Annotated in this window: 18 protein-coding genes; 5 read left to right on the top strand and 13 right to left on the bottom strand. The window is 73.5% G+C overall.

Annotated features, from left to right (window positions below; all coding sequences use genetic code 11):
• Positions 1-71: 71 nt before the first annotated feature.
• Together ACFY1S_RS01610 and ACFY1S_RS01615 are read left to right on the top strand one after the other, a co-directional pair.
• On the top strand, positions 72-446 hold the full coding sequence (locus ACFY1S_RS01610) for a DUF742 domain-containing protein (protein ID WP_354817333.1): 375 nt from the start codon (positions 72-74) through the stop codon (positions 444-446).
• Between the two features lies 1 nt (position 447).
• Positions 448-1,041 (top strand): ATP/GTP-binding protein, encoded by a 594-nt coding sequence (locus ACFY1S_RS01615; RefSeq protein ID WP_007455465.1) that lies wholly within the window; start codon positions 448-450, stop codon positions 1,039-1,041.
• 186 nt (positions 1,042-1,227) lie between these two features.
• Here ACFY1S_RS01615 and ACFY1S_RS01620 read toward each other — a convergent pair whose 3' ends face one another.
• On the bottom strand, positions 1,228-3,636 hold the full coding sequence (locus ACFY1S_RS01620; RefSeq protein ID WP_387114218.1) for a transposase: 2,409 nt from the start codon (positions 3,634-3,636) through the stop codon (positions 1,228-1,230).
• 39 nt (positions 3,637-3,675) lie between these two features.
• Positions 3,676-4,647 carry a DNA primase gene (locus ACFY1S_RS01625; RefSeq protein ID WP_387111609.1) on the bottom strand — a complete coding sequence of 324 codons (972 nt, stop codon included), beginning with the start codon at positions 4,645-4,647 and terminating at the stop codon, positions 3,676-3,678.
• Between the two features lie 160 nt (positions 4,648-4,807).
• Between ACFY1S_RS01625 and ACFY1S_RS01630 the strand changes: the two genes are divergently transcribed.
• Positions 4,808-5,149 carry a PadR family transcriptional regulator gene (locus tag ACFY1S_RS01630; protein WP_387111611.1) on the top strand — a complete coding sequence of 114 codons (342 nt, stop codon included), beginning with the start codon at positions 4,808-4,810 and terminating at the stop codon, positions 5,147-5,149.
• Positions 5,150-5,172: 23 nt separating this feature from the next.
• Here the strand turns inward: ACFY1S_RS01630 and ACFY1S_RS01635 are convergent, their stop codons facing one another.
• From ACFY1S_RS01635 to deoC, 10 genes are all read right to left on the bottom strand, one after another.
• Entirely contained in the window at positions 5,173-5,847 is a 675-nt protein-coding gene (locus tag ACFY1S_RS01635; RefSeq protein ID WP_387111614.1) for a permease prefix domain 1-containing protein, read from the bottom strand.
• A 67-nt stretch (positions 5,848-5,914) separates the two neighbouring features.
• Positions 5,915-7,735 carry a thiol reductant ABC exporter subunit CydC gene (cydC, locus tag ACFY1S_RS01640; RefSeq protein ID WP_387111617.1) on the bottom strand — a complete coding sequence of 607 codons (1,821 nt, stop codon included), beginning with the start codon at positions 7,733-7,735 and terminating at the stop codon, positions 5,915-5,917.
• The gene (gene cydD / locus ACFY1S_RS01645) at positions 7,732-9,408 is read right to left on the bottom strand and encodes a thiol reductant ABC exporter subunit CydD (RefSeq protein ID WP_387111620.1); all 1,677 of its coding nucleotides are present in this window, start codon (positions 9,406-9,408) and stop codon (positions 7,732-7,734) included. Before cydD ends, cydC begins: the two co-directional genes overlap by 4 nt.
• On the bottom strand, positions 9,405-10,412 hold the full coding sequence (locus ACFY1S_RS01650) for a cytochrome d ubiquinol oxidase subunit II (protein WP_387111623.1): 1,008 nt from the start codon (positions 10,410-10,412) through the stop codon (positions 9,405-9,407). Before ACFY1S_RS01650 ends, cydD begins: the two co-directional genes overlap by 4 nt.
• Positions 10,413-10,423: 11 nt before the next feature.
• Complete coding sequence (locus ACFY1S_RS01655; protein ID WP_387111626.1) at positions 10,424-11,674, bottom strand: cytochrome ubiquinol oxidase subunit I; 1,251 nt, start codon at positions 11,672-11,674, stop codon at positions 10,424-10,426.
• 162 nt (positions 11,675-11,836) lie between these two features.
• Positions 11,837-12,742: a M56 family metallopeptidase gene (locus tag ACFY1S_RS01660; protein WP_387111629.1), complete on the bottom strand. Its 906-nt coding sequence runs from the start codon at positions 12,740-12,742 to the stop codon at positions 11,837-11,839.
• An 8-nt stretch (positions 12,743-12,750) separates the two neighbouring features.
• Positions 12,751-13,209: a BlaI/MecI/CopY family transcriptional regulator gene (locus ACFY1S_RS01665; protein ID WP_387111632.1), complete on the bottom strand. Its 459-nt coding sequence runs from the start codon at positions 13,207-13,209 to the stop codon at positions 12,751-12,753.
• 341 nt (positions 13,210-13,550) lie between these two features.
• A complete protein-coding gene (locus ACFY1S_RS01670; protein ID WP_387111635.1) occupies positions 13,551-14,375 on the bottom strand; it encodes an aldehyde dehydrogenase family protein in 825 nt (274 codons plus the stop codon).
• Positions 14,368-15,798 carry an aldehyde dehydrogenase family protein gene (locus tag ACFY1S_RS01675; protein ID WP_387111638.1) on the bottom strand — a complete coding sequence of 477 codons (1,431 nt, stop codon included), beginning with the start codon at positions 15,796-15,798 and terminating at the stop codon, positions 14,368-14,370. Before ACFY1S_RS01675 ends, ACFY1S_RS01670 begins: the two co-directional genes overlap by 8 nt.
• A gap of 6 nt (positions 15,799-15,804) precedes the next feature.
• Positions 15,805-16,764 carry a deoxyribose-phosphate aldolase gene (deoC, locus tag ACFY1S_RS01680; protein WP_364368217.1) on the bottom strand — a complete coding sequence of 320 codons (960 nt, stop codon included), beginning with the start codon at positions 16,762-16,764 and terminating at the stop codon, positions 15,805-15,807.
• Positions 16,765-16,891: 127 nt separating this feature from the next.
• Between deoC and upp the strand changes: the two genes are divergently transcribed.
• Positions 16,892-17,524: a uracil phosphoribosyltransferase gene (gene upp / locus ACFY1S_RS01685; protein WP_139585043.1), complete on the top strand. Its 633-nt coding sequence runs from the start codon at positions 16,892-16,894 to the stop codon at positions 17,522-17,524.
• Positions 17,525-17,598: 74 nt separating this feature from the next.
• Positions 17,599-18,276, top strand: a complete 678-nt coding sequence (locus ACFY1S_RS01690) for a GPP34 family phosphoprotein (protein ID WP_387111643.1) — start codon at positions 17,599-17,601, stop codon at positions 18,274-18,276.
• 37 nt (positions 18,277-18,313) lie between these two features.
• On the opposite strand, the gene ACFY1S_RS01695 is transcribed toward ACFY1S_RS01690, so the two are convergent.
• Complete coding sequence (locus ACFY1S_RS01695) at positions 18,314-19,981, bottom strand: phospho-sugar mutase (protein ID WP_387111646.1); 1,668 nt, start codon at positions 19,979-19,981, stop codon at positions 18,314-18,316.
• Positions 19,982-20,026: the final 45 nt, after the last annotated feature.

A 20,026-nucleotide genomic window follows, 5' to 3' on the forward strand; every position in this document is an offset into this window, starting at 1 on the left:
ACTGCAAGGACGACAACGACGAGTTCCACCGGTGGGAGCCGGTACCGGGTGCGAAGGAGGTGAGCGGCGACATGGCCGATCGTGACGAACCGACCGGAGCGTTGGTCCGTCCATACGCCGTGACCCGTGGTCGCACCCGCCCCCGGCTGGACATCGCGCTGGAGGCGCTCGTCGAGACGACGGTGCGCGGTCGCGCCGCTGCCAATGGCAACGGTGGTGGTCGCGAACACCAGTACATCGCCGCGCTGTGTGACGGACGCGTGCAATCGCTCGCCGAGATCGCGGCGCGGATGCAGCTCCCGCTCGGTGTGGCCCGGGTGCTCATCGCCGACATGGCGACGGACGGCCTGGTCGCGGTCCACGAGCCGACCATCCTGGACGACTCCGACGACGCGGTGGGCACTGAACTGCTGGAGAGGGTGCTGAGTGGACTTCGCAGGCTCTGACATGTCGCACCGCCCGCCGAACCCGAGCGGCCGCGTGACGTCGGCGAAGATCGTTATCGCCGGTGGATTCGGCGTCGGTAAGACGACGCTGGTCGGCTCGGTCTCGGAGATCACGCCGCTGACCACCGAGGCCATCATGACCTCGGCCGGTGTGGGCGTCGACGACACCCGGCAGGTGCCGGGTAAGACGACGACCACGGTGGCCATGGACTTCGGCCGGATCTCGATCGACCGTGACCTGATCCTGTACCTGTTCGGTACGCCGGGTCAGACCCGGTTCTGGTTCATGTGGGACGAACTGGTCCGGGGTGCCATCGGCGCTGTCGTGCTGGTGGACACCCGCCGGCTGGCGGACTGCTTCGCGGCGATCGACTTCTTCGAGCACCGGCGGCTGCCGTACCTGGTGGCCATCAACTGCTTCGACGGGATGCAGTACCACGACCCGCAGGACGTCCGGGACGCCTTGGCGATCTCCAGCGACGTGCCGGTGGTGGCCTGCGACGCCCGTAACCGGGAGTCGACGAAGCACGTGCTGATCTCGCTTGTCGAGTACGTGCTCACCATGCGCCGTACGCGCGCCGTCGCCCCGGCCTGACCGGGACGGGTTCACGCCCGGTGGTGGCTCCGGCCGCCACCGGGCACCGCAGCCTGCCCAGCGCCGGCCGTCACGTCGACGGCCGGCGCAGACGTGTGCGTGGTCCTGCTCGCGGCTCACCCGGTACACGAATCGCGCCCCCAGTCGGCTGACTGAGGGCGCGTTCGGCGCTTGAGGACTGTGGGGTCAGGACTGGTAGCCGGCGGAGCGGTACTCGTACTCCCGATCGTCGTCGCGGTCACCGTGGTCGCGGCTGAAGTCCCAGCCGCCGGCGGCCTCGCGACCCGGCCGGCCGCCCACCGCGAACCCGCCGATCTCCTGCCCGCGGCGCCAGCCACGGAAGTAGCCTGTGGTGTTCTCCGCGAGGCTCGCCGCGTCACGCACTATCCGCAGTGGACGCTCCTCGCGCAGCGGGGAACCGGGGACCAGGTTGGCCTGTGGCACCCGCTTCGGCAGCCCCGCCGTCGTCTCGGCGCCCACCGCCGGTCGGGCCGCCTGCTCGGCTGCCTGCCATCCGGTGTCGGCGGTGGTTGACCAGTCCAGGTCGGTTTCCTCGGTCTGGCCGACGAACCAGGCCGACTTCGCCTGCGCAAAAATCAACAGGTCGCCGTCGCCCTCGTCGGCCACCGGTGGCGGCCGGTGCTCGACAGGCGGCGACGGCCGGTGCTCGGCCACCCGCTCGGCGCGCGGCGCGGGACGGCCGCCGCGAGCTGCCTGCTCCCGGTCGACAAGCCGCAGCGGCGGCGTGTCCAGGTGCGCGTCGGCGGGCTGGTTGAGCCCTTCGCGCAGCGCCCGGTCGGCCAGCGGCGGCGGCTCCACCAGGCGCAGCATGGGCGGCTCCTGGGGCAGGTCGTCAGCGAGCCAGGGCGGGGTGACCCGGCCGTCGGCCCGACCCGGGTCGGTCGGGGCGTCGACGCCCCGACTCCCGCCGTACGGGTAGGCGACCGGGTTGTTCGCCGAGCTGTCGCTCGGGTCCTCCGGGTTGTTGACCAGCGGCCAGTTGGCCCGGGACCCCGGCGGCGGAGACTCCTGGCCGGGCCGGGGCGCCGGCACGGGGATGCTGAGGTCGGTGACGCTGAACCCACCGGTCGGCGGCTCGTCCACCGGGCGCTGCTGGTGGCTCGGCCGGGGTTCGCCGTTGGTCTTCGGGCGGGGCGGGATGACTGTGCGTTGCCGCTCGGCCCGCGCGTGGTTGATCGCGGCGGTGGTCAGCGTCGGACGGAACGGTTCGCCCGCCTCGGCCGGCGGCACCGCGCCGCGCTGCGTCGGGGCGATCGGGGTGATCCCGGGTGGCGGGGGCGGCGGCGAGGAGACCGGCCGGTTGGTCGGACCGTCGATCCGACTCGGCTCGCCGCGCACCGGCAGTGGGGACACCGGCGGGCCGGCGACGGCGGCCGGAGCCACCGGTGCGGGTGCGACAGGGGGAGGGGTGACGGGAGCCGGGGCGACAGGCGGTGGCCCGAGCGGGCGGGGCGTGGCCAGTGGCGCGCTGCCCGGGGCGGGCTCGGGACGGCTCCGTCGGCCCACGCTGGGGGCCTGCTCGGCGGCGGCCGGCGTCGGCCGGACCGCCCGCAGGCCAGCGCTGGTGTTGTTCAGGCCGGCGCCGGCGCTGCCCAGGCCGGACAGCTCGCCGACCGATTCGCCACGGCGGGCGGCGGCGCGTCGACCGGTGGCCGGCGCGGGCGCGCTCACGCGGGCGCCGAGAGCGCTCACCAGCGCCTCGCAGCCGGCGTCGCAGGCCCGGACCGAGGCGACCGCCTGGCGGACCGTCTCGGCCACCGCAGAGGTGAGCGCCCGGTTCACCGCCGCCCGGCGGGGCGTCTCGGAGATGGCGACCCGCAGCGCGGTCACCGCGTCGTTGATCTCGTCGGCGTCGGCCACCCCGTCCGCGGCGAGGTGCGCGGCGATGGCGTCCGCCGCGACGGACACCTCACGGCCGCGGGCCACTGTGCCGCCGAGCATGCCCGGCTCGGGAAGCGCGTCAAGCACCGCCAGGGAGACCGGCTCGGCCGGATCCGGGTACGCGCGCAGCGCCGCCGGGTACAGCTCGCGCAGGACCTCGCGCAGCGCCACGGCGGCGGAGTGCCGACCGCTGGCAAGCGCGGCGTGCGCGGCGAGCACCTGCTTGTAGCCGGCCAGATCCCGGGGTGCGGGCAGCGTGACAGCGGAGAGCGCGCCCGCCTGCAACGCGCGGGCCAGGCCCACGGCGCGTCGTTCGGCAGGCGGTGACTGCATCTCCTCGAGCGAGTCGTCGTCGGCGAACCGCTCGGCGAAGTCGTCCACCGAGTCGTCGTCGGCGATCGCCAGGGGTCGACCCGCCGCGCTCAACAGCGAGGTGACCGTGTGGTCGTCGCTGTCGGCGGCGATGGCCGCACCGCTCGGCCCGCCCGACCGCTCCACGAGCAGCGCGACGAGCTGAGCGTAGCCAGCGGCGTCGTCGCTGATCTCGCAGACATGCAGCAGACGGCCTGCGTCATCGACCACAGCGGACGTCAGCGTCGAACCGGCCGAGGCCGCTCGGTCAGCCGAATCCGCCGAGGCCAGACCGCAGTACACGCGCACGAGCGCCACGGCGTCGTCCTCCTCCCGGGACAGGTCTTTCCTCTGCCAGCAACTGATGCTCCCCGGAACGGGTCAGTCGCGCCAGTCCACCACCGCAGAGATCTTGCCGACAATGGTCCGCCAGCCCAGACTTGCGGTCTGCGCCCCGATCTTCTTCAGCCGCCGACGGCCCATGAAGCCGCCGATCCCGCCGCTGACCGTCGCCCGTAGCGCCTCGTCCAGGTTGTCGAGGCTGGAGCCGGCGGAGAGCATGTCGAGTACCGCAGGCAGCCGCAACGCGTACGACAGGTCACGAGCGATCTCGCCGGCCTCGATCAGCAGGGTCGAATCCCAGGCGTCGTGACCGCCGCGCAGGTTCTCCACGACGAGGTCCAGCTCGTACGTGTCCTCGTCGAGCGGCGCGATATCTGCCGGCTCCACCCGTTCGGACAATTCATTCCAGCTGTCCAGTTGAGACAGATCGTTTGGCGCACCGGACCGGATGAAGCTGACAAGCGACTCGGGCGTCTTGAACAGCAGCAGCTTGCCCCGGTGGCTGAGGAAGACGGGCACCTCCTCGTCGTCCGCCTCGTCCGCGGCGTCCTCGTCCTCGTCGTCCTCGTCGGTCTCGTCGGTCTCGCTGTCGCCTGTCGCGTCGGCGTCCCGGCGGCGCCGCGACGGCTCGTCCTCGTCGCTCTCGGCGAACTCCTCGGCCAGCTCTTCGTCGAGGATGACTACCGTCTCGTCGTCCTCCTCGATCACCTGACGGCGGGCGAGGAACGGGTCGTCCTGGTCGCGTTCGGTGACGTCGGTGGGGGTCAGCTCCCCCGCGGGCCGGTACGCGCGCAGCGTGAAGCCGGTGCCGGCGGGCAGGGCGATCTCCACCGGGTCGATCCGCACCTCGTCCCAGAGCGACCGGTCGGCCGACGTCGACGCGCGGCCGGCGTCCTCGGTGTCATCTGGCTCGGCCACGCCGGTGGTGTCGTCGAGCTCGGGCTCGTCGGCGTCGGGCCGTTGGGGCGACTGGCGGGCCACGCTGACCTCCGTGTGCTTCGGGTTGCCCACCCGCCGGTGTCTCGGGCCGGCGAGTGACTCTGGGCACATACCCTAGTCGGCTGCTCGGGAAGACCGGAGCCCGCACCCCGATGGCGTCTTCCCGTACCGCCCGGGCCTGCGGATCGCCACCGGTAGCGCACCGGCCTCCTAACAAGTAGCGTAGCTACACATGAAGGCCCAGGCGCTGCACGGCCACCTCGACGCCCTGCTGCTCGCCGTCCTCGAAAAGGGCGCGCTGCACGGGTACGCCATCATCGAGGCCCTGCGGGCGCGCAGTGACGGCAGCCTCGACCTGCCCACCGGCACCATCTATCCGGCGCTGCGGCGGCTGGAGCGGGCCGGGCACGTGGCGAGCACGTGGAGCACCGTCAACGGGCGGGAGCGGCGGACGTACCAGCTCACCGACGCCGGCCGGCGGGCGCTGGCCGGGGAGCGCGCCGGCTGGCGCGAGTTCCAGTCGACGGTCGGCCGCTTCCTCGACCCCGGCACCGCGCCCGGCGCCCCGGTCTGAGTCCCGGTGCGGCCGCGCACGTCTCAGCGCGCGGTGGCCAGCACCCAGCCGCGTGCCGCGCGGGCCAGCGAGAAGTAGGCGGCCCCGGCCAGCACCACGCCGATGATCATCGGAGGCCAGCTCAACGCCGCGTCCCAGAGGCCGAGCGACCAGGCGAAGAGCGCCCCACCGGCGAGCACCCCGAGGACCAGCACACCGGTCAGGCCGGCACCCACCGCGCGCTGCGCGGCGGCCAGGCCCGGTCGTGCCGTACGGGCACTCGCCGCGACCACCAGCAGGCCGGCCACGGAGAGCAGCAGCGCGCCCACCCAGATCCAGTTGACCGTGGCGGAGAGCAGCAGGTAGACGGCCGGCGGGCGGGGACCGTCGCTCCAGCTCGCCCCGCGCCAGGTCAGGTCGCCGGCGGCCACCCCCACCCCGGCGATCGCCAACATCCGCAGGGCGAACCCGCGCAGGGCGGCCGTCGCCAACTCGGCCTGCCAGGACGGCAGCAGCTGCGCCGGCGAGCCGAACTCGGCCACCGCCCGGCGCTGCGCCTCGGTGGGCGGCACCCCGCTGTCCCGGTACGCCTCGACGGCGTCCAGCAATCCGTGCCGGGCCTCGGTGAGCAGGTCGGACTTCAGGCGCGCCGGGCCCTGCAACCTGGCGGCGAGTTTGCGCAGGTGCTCGTCGACCAACACGTCCTCACAGCGCGGCATGGCACCACCCTGCCACGACTTCGAGGCGCCGACGTCCGGGGGAACCCTGGTCCGTCCCCGAGCCGGCTCAGGGGGCGAGCGCCAGGTACCCGCGTTCGGCAGCCTCCTGGAGCAGCCACTGGTCCCGGTACCAGCCGGGGGTGGCGACCAGGTCCACGTGCCGGCCGCGCTGGATCACCCGGCCGCCGTCGAGGACGACGATCTCGTCCAGTTCGGCCAGGCCGCTGAGCCGGTGGCTGATCAGCAGCACCGAGTGCCCGGTGGGGGTGGCGGCCAGGGCGGAGGCGAGCACCGCGTCCGCCGCGGCCGGGTCCAGTCCCTCGGTGGGCTCGTCGAGCACCAGCACGGGTGGCGCGGCGAGCAGCGCCCGGGCGAGCGCGAGGCGTTGCCGCTGACCACCGGAGAGCTGGCCGCCCTCCTCGCCGACCAGGGTGTCCCAACCCGCCGGCTGGGCGCGTACCCAGTCCAGCAGGCCCGCGGCGGCGGTGGCGGCGGCCAGCTCGTCGTCGCCCGCGTCCGCGCGCCCGAGCAGGAGGTTCTCCCGCACTGTCGCGTGGAAGACGTACGCCTCGGCGAGCAGCCCGCCGACCGCGCGGGGCAGCTCCTGCTCGGTGTACGCCGACAGGTCGCGGCCGCCCAGCTCGATCCGCCCGGACGAGGGCCGGATCGAACCGGTCAGCACGGCGGCCAGGGTGCTCTTGCCGGCGCCGCTCGGGCCGACCACCGCGATCCGTCGACCGGCGGGCAGGTCCAGGTCGATGCCGTCCAGGGCGGGTGCGGCGCCGGCCCGGTACCGCACGGTCAGCTCGACGAAGCGCAGGTCGTACGGGCCGGCGGGGTGGGCGCTGACCTCGGCGGTCGGGGGAGTGGGCGTGTCCTCGTCGAGCAGGGCGGCCACCCGGGTCAGTCCGGGGCGCAGCTGGGTCCACTGTCGGGCCGCCGCGACCAGGGCCAGCGCCACCTCGACGGCGGCCAGCGAGCCCACGGCGAGCACACCAACCAGCACGCCCGGTACGTCGGCGGCCAGCGCGGCGAGCACCACCGCGCCGGCGGTCAGCCCGGCGACAAGGACCCCTGCCGCGTCCACCGCGAACCCGGTGGCGGCCAGCCGGCGTTCCAGCCGGGCCAGCCGGTCGGCCCGCTGCCCGGCGGCGCGCAGGGCGGCGTCGGTGGCGCCGAACGCGGCCAGGTCGGCGGCGCCGTGGGTGAGGTCGACCGCGTCGGTGGCGAGCGCGCCGCGCAGCGGGGCCACCTCTGCGGCGCTGCGTCTGGTGACAACTGTGGCCAGTGCGGGCAGCGCCACCCCGGCGACGAGCAGCCCGACGGCGAGCGCCGCGCCGGCCAGCGGCGAGATCAGCGTCGCGCCTCCCACGGCCAGCACACCGACAAGCGCCGCCGCCGAGCCGGGCACCAGCACCCGCAGCAGCAGGTCCTGGACGGCTTCGACGTCGGAGACCAGCCGGCTCAGCACGTCCCCCGAGCGGTGCCCGGCGGTGCGGCGGGCGGCGAGGGTGGCGAAGACCCGGGCCCGTACGTCGGTGATCATGCGGAGCACCGCGTCGTGCCCGGCGAGCCGTTCGGTGTAGCGGAAGACGCCCCGGCTGATCGCGAGGGCCCGGACCGCGACGATCGCCACGGTGAGCCGGTCCAGGGGCGGCTGGCCGGCGGCGCTCATCAGCAGCCAGGTCGCGGTGGCCATCAGGGCGAGCCCGGCGAACTCGGTGGCGGCGGCGAGCAGCCCCGCGCCGACGAGCCGGCCCAGGTACGGCCGGGCCAGTCGCAGTACCGCCCGTTCGGCGGCCGTCCGCCCGGCCGGTGGCGAGCCGATGTCCGGCGTGGGGCCCACCGGGGCCGGCCCGAGGGTAGGTGGCCCGGGTGCCGCGGTCATCGGGCCACCTTTCCGGTCGGCGCCGGTGTCAGCTCGGTGAGCCGACCGTCCTCGATCCGCAGGATCCGGTCGGCGTCTGCCAGCAGTGCGGGCCGGTGCGCGACGAGCAGCGCCGTCCGTCCGGCGACCAGCCGGCGGGTGGCGTCGAGCACCACCGTCTCGGAGGCGGTGTCCAGGCGGGCGGTGGGCTCGTCGAGCAGCACCACCGGGGCGTCGCGCAGGAACGCGCGGGCCAGGGCCACCCGTTGCCGTTGCCCGCTGGACAGCCCGTGGCCGCGTTCGCCGAGCAGCGTGTCCAGGCCGTCCGGCAGAGCGGCCACCACGTCGTCGAGGGCGGCGTCGCGTACCGCAGCGGTGAGCGCCTCGGTCGGGGTGTCAGGTGCGCCGAGGCGGATGTTGTCGGCCAGCGACGCGGCGAAGAGGTGGGCGCGCTGCGGCACCCAGGCGAGCTGCCGACGCCAGGCGTCCGGGTCGGCGGCGGCGAGGTCCACGCCGTCCACGGTGATCCGGCCGCTGGTCGGGGTCACGAAGCCGAGCAGCAGGCCGAGCAGCGTGCTCTTGCCGGCGCCGCTCGGGCCGATGATCGCGATCCGCTCACCGGGCCTGATGGTCAGGGTCACGTCGCGCAGCGCTGTGGTCCGCTCGTACGCCACGGTCACCGACTCGAACCGGATCTCGCCCCGCCCGTCGGGGGTGGCCGCGCCCTCGGCCGCCCGGGGCGGGGTGGGCGTCGCCGAGATGGTGAGCGCCTCGTCCAGCGCGGCCAAACCCTCCATGCTGGCGTGGAAGCGGCTGCCGGCGGCCCGCAGCGGTAGGTACGCCTCCGGGGTGAGCAGCAGCACCAGCAGCGCCGTCTGGAGGGCCAGGCCGCCGCCGAGCAGCCGGATGCCGACCGGCACCGCGACCAGCGCCACCGACAGCGTGGCGACCAGCTCCAGCACCAGCGCGGACAGGAACGCGATCCGCAGGGTCTTCATGGTGGCGACCCGGTGCCCGTCGGCCATCCGGCGGACGACCTCGGTCTGCGCCCGGGCGCGGCCGAACGCGCGCAGCGTGGGCAGCCCGGCGACCATGTCCAGGAAGTGCCCACCCAGCAGGGAGAGCCGGCGCCACTGCCGTTCGGTGGCGGCCTGCGCCTGCCAGCCCAGCAGCGCGCCGAAGACCGGGATCAGCGGCAGCGTCAACGCGATGATCAGCGCCGAACTCCAGTCGGCGAGGACGATCCGGGCCAGCACGGCGAGCGGCACCGTCACGCTGAGCACCAGCTGAGGCAGGTACCCGGTGAAGTACGCGTCAAGAGCGTCCAGTCCACGCCCGGCCAGGGTGGCGAGCTGACCGGCCCGCTGCCCGGCCACCCAGCCCGGCCCGTGCCGGCCGACCGCGCCGAGCAGGTCGGCGCGCAACGTGGCCTTGACCGTGGCGGCGACCCGCGCCGACACCGTGCCCTGCGCCCAGACCAGCGCCGACCGGGCGGCGACAGTGGCCAGGAAGCCGGCCAGCGCCGGCCGGTCCAGCCGCCCGTCGAAGGCGGTGGCCAGCACCGCCGCCAGCGCGGTGGCCTGCGCCACGATCAGCCCGGCGGCGAGCACACCCAGCAGCGCGAGCACGGCAAGGTCGCGCCGGGCCGCGGGGACCCGGCGCAGGAGACGCGGGTCGAAGGGACGGCGGTTCACCAGTACACCGGTGCCCTGCCGTCGGTCCGTCCCCGGAAAACCCACAAGCACATTGCCTGGAAGCCTAGTAGGGCCGGCAGCAGCGGCAGCGCCACCCAGGCGAGCAGCCGTAGCGTCGGCGTGCTCGCGGCCGCGTCGGCCACTGTCAGCGAGGCGGCCGGGTCGGTCGTGGACACCAGCACGTAGGGCCACAGGGCCGCGCCGACCAGCGCCACAGGCATCGCCAGGGCCATGCCCGTCGCCGCCAGAGCCCACCCCGGCCGCCGTCGGCCGAGCGCCGCGCGGGCCGCCAGCAGCGCCGCCGCCAGCAGCACCGGCAGGAGTACGGCCACCGCCGGCAGTTGGACGCTGTCGCGTACCCGAACGGAGAGCAGGCCCACGACGGTGGCCACGGCGACCGCGGTGAGCGCCACCGGCACCAGCCGGCGGGCGGTGCGGCCGACCACGGCGGCGTCGGCGGCCGGCAGTCGCAGCGTGAGGAATGTCGCACCGTGCACCGCGACAAGCGCGACCATGGTCAGCCCGGCGGCGGCCGTGAACGGGGTGGCCAGGTGCGCCACACCGCTCACGTGCCCGTCGGCCTGGCGGGGAACACCCTGCAGCAGCGCGGCGAGCAGGGCGCCCCAGCCCAGCGCGGCGAGCACGCTCCCGATCACCACGACCCGGTCCCAGCGCGCCCGGACCCGCTCGTCGGCCGGCCGGCTGCGCAACTGCACACCGACGGTGACCAGGACGACCCCGACCAGCGCTCCGGCGACCGCCGGATAGCAGCCGGACAGCAGCTCGCCCTCCAGCATCGGGAACGCGCCGAAGAGGATCCCCACCGCCGCCACCAGCCAGACCTCGTTGCCGAGGAAGAACGGGCCGAGTGCGGTGAGGGCAGCCCGCCGCCCGGCCGGGCCACCACCCCGGGCGAGCAGCAGCCCGACGCCGTAGTCGAAGCCGGCGAGCACCAGGTAGCCGGCGAAGAAGAGGCCGAGCAGGGCGTACCAGGCGAGGTCCACGGGTGATCTCCTCAGGCGAGGGCGGGTTCGGGATGGGCCGGCTCGGTGGGCGGCGCCGGGGGACGGCCGAGCGCCGGGTCGTCCGCGCCGCGCGCCGCGTGTCTGGCGAGCAGCACCCAGTTGGTGACCGCGAGGGTGCCGAGCAGCAGGCTGAAGCCGATCAGCGAGGCGAGCATCACCGGTGCGCCGACCGGGGAGACGGCCTGTTCGGTGGGGAGCAGCCCGTACGCCACCCAGGGCTGACGGCCTACCTCACGGGCGATCCAGCCGAGGATCACCGCGACGAACGGAAGCGGCAGGGCGAGCAGGATCAGCCAGAGCGGGAAGCGCAGCCGGATGACCCAGTCCCGGAAGAGCAGCGGGAGCAGGAACCAGACGCAGCCGAGGGTGAGACCGATCAGGATCATGAAGCCCAGCCCGACGTTGGCCAGCACCGGCGGGGTGTAGTCACCGGGGCCGAACCGGGTGGTCCACTCGGCGACCAGCTCCTGCGCCTCCGGGCCCTGGCCGAACTTGGTGGGCTGCACCTGACCGACGGGGCCGAACTGGGCGAAGCCGAAGCCCTGCACCAGCGTGATCGCCAGCGCCGCGGTGACCAGGCCGATCCGCAGTGAGGTGCGGAAGAGCACGAAGTCGGGCGTACGGCGGATCAGGTGCCAGGCGCTGACGGCCGCCATCAGCATCCCGCCGACAAGCAGCGCCGCCGACACCACGTGCCCGAACGCCATGCCGAGGCTGGGGTTGGTGAGCAGCGCGCCGAAGTCGGTGAGGTGGGCGATCCCGTCGCGGACCTCGTACCCGACCGGGTGTTGCAGCCAGGAGTTGGCCACCATGATCCAGAACGCCGAGGCGTACGCGGTGAGCGCCACGCCCCAGAGCAGCGCGAGGTGGACGCCCCTGCGGAGCCGGTGCCACCCGAAGATCCACATCCCGAGGAACGTGGACTCCAGGAAGAACGCCACGAGCGTCTCGATGGCCAGTGGCGCACCGAAGACGTTGCCGACGTAGCGCGACAGGCCGCTCCAGTTCAGTCCGAACTGGAACTCCATCACGATGCCTGTGGCGATGCCGAGCACGTAGTTGATGACGTAGAGCTGCCCCCAGTACCGGGTGAGCCGCTCCCACCTGGGGTTGCCGGTGAGCACCCAGGCGGTCTGCATCCCGACCAGCAGGGTCACCAGCCCGAGCGTGACCACGACGAACAGGAAGTGGATCGAGGTCGTGGTGGCGAACTGCAGGCGGGCGAGGAGCAGGGTGTCCATGGCCGGCCCTCCGTAGGTTGGCTCGCTTGTCATAGTCACCCTACACGTAGCTTGGCTACATGTTCAGCTACTACACATTGTCGTAAGAGCGTTTGCTACGACGCGTAGTACGTGAGGGAGCGCGTGCTCGTCCCCTGACCGGGGCACGGCGGGCGGGTCAGCTCAGGACAGGAACAGCGTGATCGGGAGGGCGACAAGTGTGGTGGCGACCGCGAGGGCTACGGCACCGACCACCCGGGGCGGCCGGTCGATGACCAGCAGGCGCTGCACCCGTACGTCCAGATCGCGGTCGCCCACGCCCAGCGCGCCCGCCGGGGTGATCCGGTGACCGGCGGCGGCGAACCGGCGCAGCGCAGCCGCGAGGGGCGCCTCGGCGTGCAGCTCGCGCGCCTTGTCGTCGGCGCGCATCTCGACCAGCAGGGCGACCCGCTCGTGCGCCTCGCGGACCCAGCCGAACCACGGCAACGCCCGGCAGAGCGCGGTGAACGGCAGCAGCACCAGGTCGTGCCGCTCGTGGGCGTGCGCCCGCTCGTGGCTGAGCACCGCGGCCAGCTCCGCCCGGTCCAGCAGGCTCAAGGTGCCGGCACTCACCACCACCTGCGGCTTCACGCCCGGCAGGCAGTACGCGGCAGCGCTCGGATGATCCAGCACGAGCGCGCCGGGTGCGGCCGGGTCGTCCCGGGCGACGAGGGTGAGCAGGTCCCGGTGGCGGCGCTGGGCGCGGACCGTGCCGTGGATGCTGCGCACTGTCGTGGCGAGCAGTACCGCGCCGATGCCGAAGCCGACCCCGACACCCGCCAGATGGAAGGCGGTCTCCCCGACAGGCAGGGTGCCGTGCGCGAGATCGGAGGCCAGGGCGAGCAGCGCGCTTCCGGTCGGCAGGTCGTACGCGCTCAACCCGAGCGCCATCGGCAGGCCCATCGCGGACAGGCCCAGCGCCAGGCCGACCGCCTGCCAGCAGACGATCGCCACCCGAGGGCTGCGCCACGTCCAGGTCGAGCGGGCCAGCACCTGAGCGGTCAGATAGCAGGCCAGCATGGTGGCGGCGAAGTGCACGGCGTACGCCATGGCGCGCCCTACCGCTCCGCTGCCTCGTCGGCCGTCCGCCGGCCCGCCGGCCCGTCCACGCGGTCGGTCAGCTCGGCCCCGTCGGAGCTGCCCGTCGCGGTGAGCCCGGCCTCGCTGCCCAGCGCCGCGCGCAGCACCTCGGCCTCGGTGCCGGTGACCGAGCGGGCGAAACGCACGAGCGCGGCGTCCCGGCTGCCGCCCAGGTCGAGGGCGTCGAGCATGAGCTGGGCGATGTGCGCCTCACGGCTGGCCGCCGGCCGGTACCGCCAGGCCCGGCCCTCGCGTTCCCGCTGCACCATGCCCTTGCCGGCAAGCCGGTCCAGGACGGTCATCACGGTCGTGTAAGCCAGCTCGCGGCCGTCGAGCGCGTCGGCCACCTCGCGCACGGTCACGCCGTCCGACGTGCCCGGGACCACGTCCCACAGCACGTCCATCACCGCACGCTCAAGATCGCCCAACCGAGTCACAAGCCAATCCTACCCCCGGTAGTAGACCCTTACCTCCCGCGCCCAACCGACGGGCTGGCCGAAGATCCGCGCAATTTCAGCGATGTTGCTGCCTCCCGGGCGATGGAGGCAGCAACATCCCTGTTCTTGTGCAGATCTTGGGCTGCCGGCGGCGGCGGGGCAGGGCAAGGAAGGAGAGGGGGAGGGGCCGCAAGCCAACCCGAGGCAGCACCCGTGAGCTGACCCAACCGACGAACCCGGACAGGTCAGGTTTTCCGGGGGAGCCCGCCCACGCAGGGATCAAGCCTGACCGCCCGGAGTGGGCGGGCTCCCCCGGAAAACCCCCGAAGGCCGGGAGCGAATCACACCCCCTTGGGGTGCCAGACCGTCTTCGTCTCCAGCAGGGACGTCATCCGGGCCAGACCCGGGTCGGCGGACCAGTCGTGCTCGGTCGGCGCCGGCCGGAGCACCCGCTTGAGGTTCTCGGCGGCCTTGACCTCCAGCTCCGTGGCCAGCTCGGTGTCGGTCACCCCGGTCAGGTCGATCGCGTTGACGTCCATGTGCGCGGCAAGCGTCGGCGCGGTCTCGGTGATCGCGCCGGTGAGGATGTTGACCACCCCGCCGGGCAGGTCGGACGTGGCCAGCACCTCGGCAAGCGTCACCGCCGCCAGGGGCTCGGACGGCGACGCCGCGACGACCACCGTGTTGCCTGTGACGATCGCCGGGGCGATCACGCTGACCAGGCCGAGCAGCGCCGGACGTTCCGGGGCAACCACGGCGACCACCCCGGTCGGCTCCGGCGCGGAGATGTTGAAGTACGGGCCGGCGACCGGGTTGGCGCCGCCGTACACCTGGGCGAGCTTGTCGGCCCAGCCGGCGTACCAGACCCAGCGGTCCACTGCCGCGTCCACCTCGTCGCCGGGGATGCGCAGGGCCACGAACTGCTCGCGGCGGCCCTCCAGCATCTCGGCGGCCCGGTAGAGGATCTGACCCCTGTTGTACGCGGTCGCCCCGGCCCAACCCTTCACGGCGGCGCGGGCGGCGACCACCGCGTCCCGGGCGTCCTTGCGGGAGGCCAGTGACACATTCGAGGACTGCACGAGATACGACCGTCCCGACTCGCTGCGCGGGAACTTCCCGCCGATGAAGAGCTTGTACGTCTTGCGTACCGCGACCCGCTCAGACATTGAGGTAGCCCTCCAGCCCGTGCCGGCCGCCCTCGCGACCGTAGCCCGACTCCTTGTAGCCACCGAACGGCGAGGTGGGGTCGAACTTGTTGAACGTGTTGGCCCAGACGACGCCGGCGCGCAGCCGGTCGGCCATCCACAGGATTCGGGAGCCCTTGTCGGTCCAGATCCCCGCCGACAGCCCGTACGGCGTGTTGTTGGCCTTCTCGACGGCCTCGGCAGGGGTGCGGAAGGTGAGCACCGACAGCACCGGGCCGAAGATCTCCTCGCGGGCGATCCGGTGCGCCTGGGTGACCCCGGTGAAGATGGTCGGCGCGAACCAGAAGCCACGCTCGGGCAGGTCGCACGGCGGCGACCAGCGCTCGGCGCCCTCGGCCGAGCCGGCGTCGGACAGCTCGCGGATCCGCTCCAGTTGGGCGGCCGAGTTGATCGCCCCGACGTCGGTGTTCTTGTCCAGCGGGTCGCCGACGCGCAGCAGGGCCATCCGCCGCTTCAACGACTCCAGCACCCGGTCGGCGACGTTCTCCTGCACCAGCAGGCGGGACCCGGCGCAGCAGACGTGCCCCTGGTTGAAGAAGATGCCGTTGACGATGCCCTCGACGGCCTGGTCGATAGGCGCGTCGTCGAAGACGATGTTGGCGGCCTTGCCGCCCAGTTCCAGGGTGAGCTTCTTGCGGGTGCCGGCGACGGACCGGGCGATGGCCCGGCCGACCTCGGTCGAGCCGGTGAACGCGACCTTGTCCACGTCGGGGTGCTCGACGAGGGCGCGACCTGTGTCGCCGGCGCCGGTGACGATGTTGACCACACCGGCCGGCAGTTCGGCCTGCTGGCAGATCTCGGCGAACAGCAGCGCCGTCAGCGGGGTGGTCTCGGCGGGCTTGAGCACCACAGTGTTGCCCGCCGCGAGCGCCGGGGCGATCTTCCAGGCCAGCATGAGCAGCGGGAAGTTCCACGGGATGACCTGTGCGGCCACGCCGATCGGCTGCGGGTTCGGCCCGAATCCGGCGTACGGGAGCTTGTCGGCCCAACCGGCGTAGTAGAAGAAGTGCGCGGCGACCAGCGGCAGGTCGACGTCGCGCGACTCCCGGATCGGCTTGCCGTTGTCCAGGGACTCCAGGACGGCCAGCTCACGGGAGCGCTCCTGGATGAGGCGCGCGATCCGGAACAGGTACTTCGCCCGGTCGCGGCCCGGCATCGGACCCCAGACCTTGTCGTACGCCTTGCGGGCGGCGCGTACCGCACGCTCCACGTCCTCGGCGCCGGCCTCGGCGATCTCGGCCAGCACCTCCTCCGAGGCGGGGTTGATCGACTTGAAGCTGCCACCGTCGGTCGGGTCGACGAACGTACCGTCGATGAACAGCCCGTACGAGGGTTTGAGGTCCACCACCGAGCGGGACTCGGGGGCGGGGGCGTATTCGAACATCGGCTATCAGTCCAGGGTGAAGTAGTCGGGACCGGCGTAGGTGCCGGTCGTCAGCTTGGTGCGCTGCATCAGCAGGTCGTTGAGCAGGCTGGACGCGCCGAAGCGGAACCAGTCCGGGTCGAGCCAGTCCGCGCCGACGGTCTCGTTGACCATCACCAGGTACTTGATCGCGTCCTTGGTGGTCTTGATGCCGCCGGCCGGCTTCACGCCGACCTGCCGCCCGGTGGCGGCGCGGAAGTCGCGGACCGCCTCCAGCATCACCAGGGTCACCGGCAGCGTGGCCGCGACGGGGACCTTGCCGGTGGAGGTCTTGATGAAGTCGCCCCCGGCCAGCATGGCCAGCCACGAGGCGCGGCGCACGTTGTCGTAGGTGGCCAGCTCGCCGGTCTCCAGGATCACCTTGAGGTGGGCGTCCCCGGAGGCCTCCTTGGTGGCCACGATCTCGTCGTAGACCTCCTTGTACCGCCCGGCCAGGAACGCACCCCGGTTGATCACCATGTCGATCTCGTCGGCGCCGGCCGCGACGGCGGCCCGCGTGTCGGCGAGCTTGATCTCCAGCGGCGCCTGACCGGACGGGAACGCCGTCGCCACGCTCGCCAGGTGCACACCGCTTCCGCGCAGCACCTCGGCGACGTGGGGGACCATCGCCGGGTAGACGCAGACCGCGCCGACGTGCGGGCACGACGGGTCGGCCGGGTCGGGGCGCAGCGCCTTCGCGGCGAGCGCGCGCACCTTGCCGGGGGTGTCGGCGCCCTCCAGGGTGGTCAGGTCGACCATGCGGATCGCCAGGTCGATCGCCTGCGCCTTGGCGGTGGTCTTGATGGAGCGGGTGCCGAGCTGTGCCGCCCGCTGCTCCGCGCCGACCTGGTCCACGCCGGGCAGGCCGTGCAGGAAGGTCCGCAGAGCGGTCTCGGATCGTCCCAGCTCGGAGAGCTCCGACCGGGCCGACGTCGTTGTCGCCGTCATGCCACGAAGTCTACGCACGAAACAGCTGAGTGATCTTGGTCACGCCGGGCCGCTCCGACGTGAGCGGCGTCGCTGCACCGAGTGCAGCCGCACCGGGGTGCCGACCGGACCGGTAGGTTGAGCGATCGTGGACGTACACGTCATTGACCACCCGCTGGCCCAGGCCCGGCTGACCGCCATGCGGGACGCGCGCACCGATTCGTCGACGTTTCGGGCGTCGCTGCACGAACTGACCACCATGCTGGTGTACGAGGCGGCGCGTTCCTTCCCCGTCGAGCGGTACCCGGTGCAGACGCCCGTCACCGGCACCGAGGGCACCCGGCTGGCGAACCCGCCGCTGCTGGTCCCGGTGCTGCGGGCCGGGCTGGGCATGGCGGACGCCGCGCTGGGCCTGCTGCCGGAGTCCTCGATGGGCTTCGTCGGTCTGGCCCGCGACGAGGAGACGTACGAGCCGCGCGCGTACATGGAGTCGCTGCCCCGCGACCTGGCCGGTCTGCCGGTGCTGGTGCTCGACCCGATGCTTGCCACAGGCGGCTCGCTGGAGCACTGCTGCCGGCTGCTCGCCGACCGGGGCTGCACCGACATCACTGTGCTCTGCGTCCTCGCCGCGCCTGTCGGCATCGAGCGCCTGGAACGCTCCGGTCTGCCGTTGCGCCTGGTCACGGCCTCGATCGACGAGGGGCTGAACGACCGCAAGTTCATCGTCCCGGGCCTCGGCGACGCCGGCGACCGCCAGTTCGGCGGCATGCCCCGGTTCTGACGCGTTACCCCGGTCGGTGCCGGGTCCGGCGGGTTCGCGCGCGGTGTGGCGCGGACCCGCTAGCGTCTCCGGCCATGACTGGTGTTGCGCTCGCCGAGGAGTTGCTGCTCCTCGCCTACGACGACACGACCGGCAAGGCGACCATGCCACGGATCAGCCTGGACCTCGGCATGGCCGCGGCGGTGCTGGTCGAGCTGGCCCTGGCCGGTCGGATCGCGTACGCCGACGGCTCCCTGACCGTGGTCGACCCGACGCCCACCGGCGAGCCGGTCGCCGACGAGGTGCTGGGCCGGATCGCCGCCGACACACCGCACACGCCGGCGTCCTGGGTGCAGCGTCTACGACACGGCCTGCGCGACAGGATCCTCGGTGACCTGTGCACCCAGGGTGTCGTCAGGGATGTCGACGAGACCGAGCTGGGCTTCATCCACGTGCACCGCTACCCGGTGGTGGACAGGTCCGTCGAGGCGGACACCCGCCAGCGGCTCACCGAGGCGCTGACCGGCGCGGCGGCCCCGGACGAGCGAACAGCCGCGCTCGCCACCCTGGTCGTGGTGCTGCGGATGGAGACCGCGCTGGGGATGAGCGGCGAGACCGCAGCCGACGCCCGCCGCCGGCTGGAGGAGATCGCTACCGGCGCCGGGTTCTCCGGCGAGGTGAGCGCCGACGACTCGGTGGTACGCCCGTCGGTGGGCCTGGTGGTCGCGGCCCTGGGACGCGCCGTCGACCAGGCGCTCGGCCCGCGCCGCTGACTGTCGCGCGGACGGGCCCGGACGTGGCGCGCGGAATTCAGATGCCCAGGGCGGCGCTGACCTCGGCGCGCAGCGCGGTGACGGCCGACGCCGCGCGGCCGCGGGCCGCCGCGACGTCACCGTCCACGACGGGTTCCACCACCTCCAGGTACGCCTTGAGCTTCGGCTCGGTCCCGGACGGGCGGATCACCACCCGGGCCGCGGCGGTGCGCAGGATCACCACGTCCGACTCGGGCAGCAGATCCTTGGCGCTGTCCACCGGCTGCCCGAGCAGCGTCCTCGGGGTGGCCGCCCGGATCCGGGCCATCGCGTCGGCGATCAGCCGCAGGTCGTCCACCCGGACCGAGAGCTGGTCGGTGTGGTGCACGCCGAACTCCGCGGCCAGCTCGTCGAGCCGGTCGGTGAGCGTACGACCCTGCGCCTTGAGGCCGGCGGCGAGTTCCGCCACGGTCAGCGCGGCCGTGATGCCGTCCTTGTCCCGTACGTGCTGCGGGGCGACGCAGTAGCCCAGCGCCTCCTCGTAGCCGAAGACCAGTGGCGCACTCCCGCCGCCGGCCCGGACGATCCACTTGAAGCCGGTGAGCGTCTCGTCGTACGGCAGGCCCCGGGCGGCGCACATGGCCCGCAGCAGGGACGACGAGACGATAGTCGTCGCGTACAGCCCGGTTACCCCGCGCCGCATCAGGTGGTCGGCGAGCAGGACACCGACCTCGTCGCCGCGCAGCATCCGCCAGCCGTCGCGGTCGTCACGGACCACCACGGCGCAGCGGTCCGCGTCCGGGTCGTTGGCGATGGCGAGATCCGCGCCTGTCGAGTCGGCCAGGGCGATCAGCCGGTCCACCGCTCCCGGCTCCTCAGGGTTGGGGAACGACACGGTGGGGAACTCCGGGTCCGGCTCGGCCTGGTCGGGCACCACACCGGGCACCGGGAAACCGGCGCGGGCGAACGCGGCGGTGAGCACCGCCGCGCCCACCCCGTGCAGCGGGGTGTACGCCACGTTCAGGTCCCGCGACCCGTCCGGGTCGATCACCGCTGTCGCCCGTTCGACGTACGACGCGACCAGGTCGTCGCCGAGCACCTGGCCGGGCGCGCCCAGCGGCACCTCGGTCAGCGGGCCGACCGCCCGGATGGCCGCCTCGATGCCGGTGTCTGCGGGAGGCACGATCTGCGCTCCCGCGCCCAGCTCGCCGCCCAGCTCGGCACCCAGGTAGACCTTGTAGCCGTTGTCCTGCGGAGGGTTGTGGCTGGCCGTCACCATCACGCCGGCGACCGCGCCGAGCTGGCGCACCGCGTACGCCAGGACGGGGGTGGGCAGCGGGCGCGGCAGCAGCAGCGCGGGACGCCCGGCCCCGGTGGCCACCTGGGCGGTGCGCTCGGCGAACTGGCGGGAGCCGTGCCGGGCGTCGTACCCGATCACCAGGGGGCCGGTGCCGCCCTGCGCGGCGAGCCAGTCGACCAGGCCGGCGGCGGCCCGGGTGACCACCGCCAGGTTCATCCCGTTCGGGCCGGCGCGCAGCGGCCCACGCAGGCCCGCGGTGCCGAAGGTGAGCGGCCCGGCGAACCGGTCGGCCAGGTCGGGGGCGCTCGACGGCAGCGCGTCGAGCACCGCCGTCAGCTCGTCCCGGCTGGCCGGGTCCGGGTCGTCGGCCAGCCAGCGCCGGGCTTGCTCACGAATGTCGTCGATGTCAGTGGTGTCCGCCGCCATGCCTCTTGATAGCACGGCGGCGGATCACCGCTGTCGGTTGCCTCC

This window comes from Micromonospora sp. NPDC000663 (genome assembly GCF_042898105.1).
Classification (GTDB): Bacteria; Actinomycetota; Actinomycetes; order Mycobacteriales; family Micromonosporaceae; genus Micromonospora.

Bases quoted from the DNA above. Each gene is read 5' to 3' on its own strand.
- deoC (WP_364368217.1), bottom strand. From the start codon at position 16,764: ATGACGGCGACAACGACGTCGGCCCGGTCGGAGCTCTCCGAGCTGGGA.
- ACFY1S_RS01610 (WP_354817333.1), top strand. From the start codon at position 72: ATGGCCGATCGTGACGAACCGACCGGAGCGTTGGTCCGTCCATACGCC.
- ACFY1S_RS01695 (WP_387111646.1), bottom strand. From the start codon at position 19,981: ATGGCGGCGGACACCACTGACATCGACGACATTCGTGAGCAAGCCCGG.
- ACFY1S_RS01630 (WP_387111611.1), top strand. From the start codon at position 4,808: ATGAAGGCCCAGGCGCTGCACGGCCACCTCGACGCCCTGCTGCTCGCC.
- ACFY1S_RS01655 (WP_387111626.1), bottom strand. From the start codon at position 11,674: ATGGACACCCTGCTCCTCGCCCGCCTGCAGTTCGCCACCACGACCTCG.
- ACFY1S_RS01635 (WP_387111614.1), bottom strand. From the start codon at position 5,847: ATGCCGCGCTGTGAGGACGTGTTGGTCGACGAGCACCTGCGCAAACTC.
- ACFY1S_RS01670 (WP_387111635.1), bottom strand. From the start codon at position 14,375: ATGTCTGAGCGGGTCGCGGTACGCAAGACGTACAAGCTCTTCATCGGC.
- ACFY1S_RS01675 (WP_387111638.1), bottom strand. From the start codon at position 15,798: ATGTTCGAATACGCCCCCGCCCCCGAGTCCCGCTCGGTGGTGGACCTC.
- ACFY1S_RS01690 (WP_387111643.1), top strand. From the start codon at position 17,599: ATGACTGGTGTTGCGCTCGCCGAGGAGTTGCTGCTCCTCGCCTACGAC.
- ACFY1S_RS01615 (WP_007455465.1), top strand. From the start codon at position 448: ATGTCGCACCGCCCGCCGAACCCGAGCGGCCGCGTGACGTCGGCGAAG.
- cydC (WP_387111617.1), bottom strand. From the start codon at position 7,735: ATGACCGCGGCACCCGGGCCACCTACCCTCGGGCCGGCCCCGGTGGGC.
- ACFY1S_RS01660 (WP_387111629.1), bottom strand. From the start codon at position 12,742: ATGGCGTACGCCGTGCACTTCGCCGCCACCATGCTGGCCTGCTATCTG.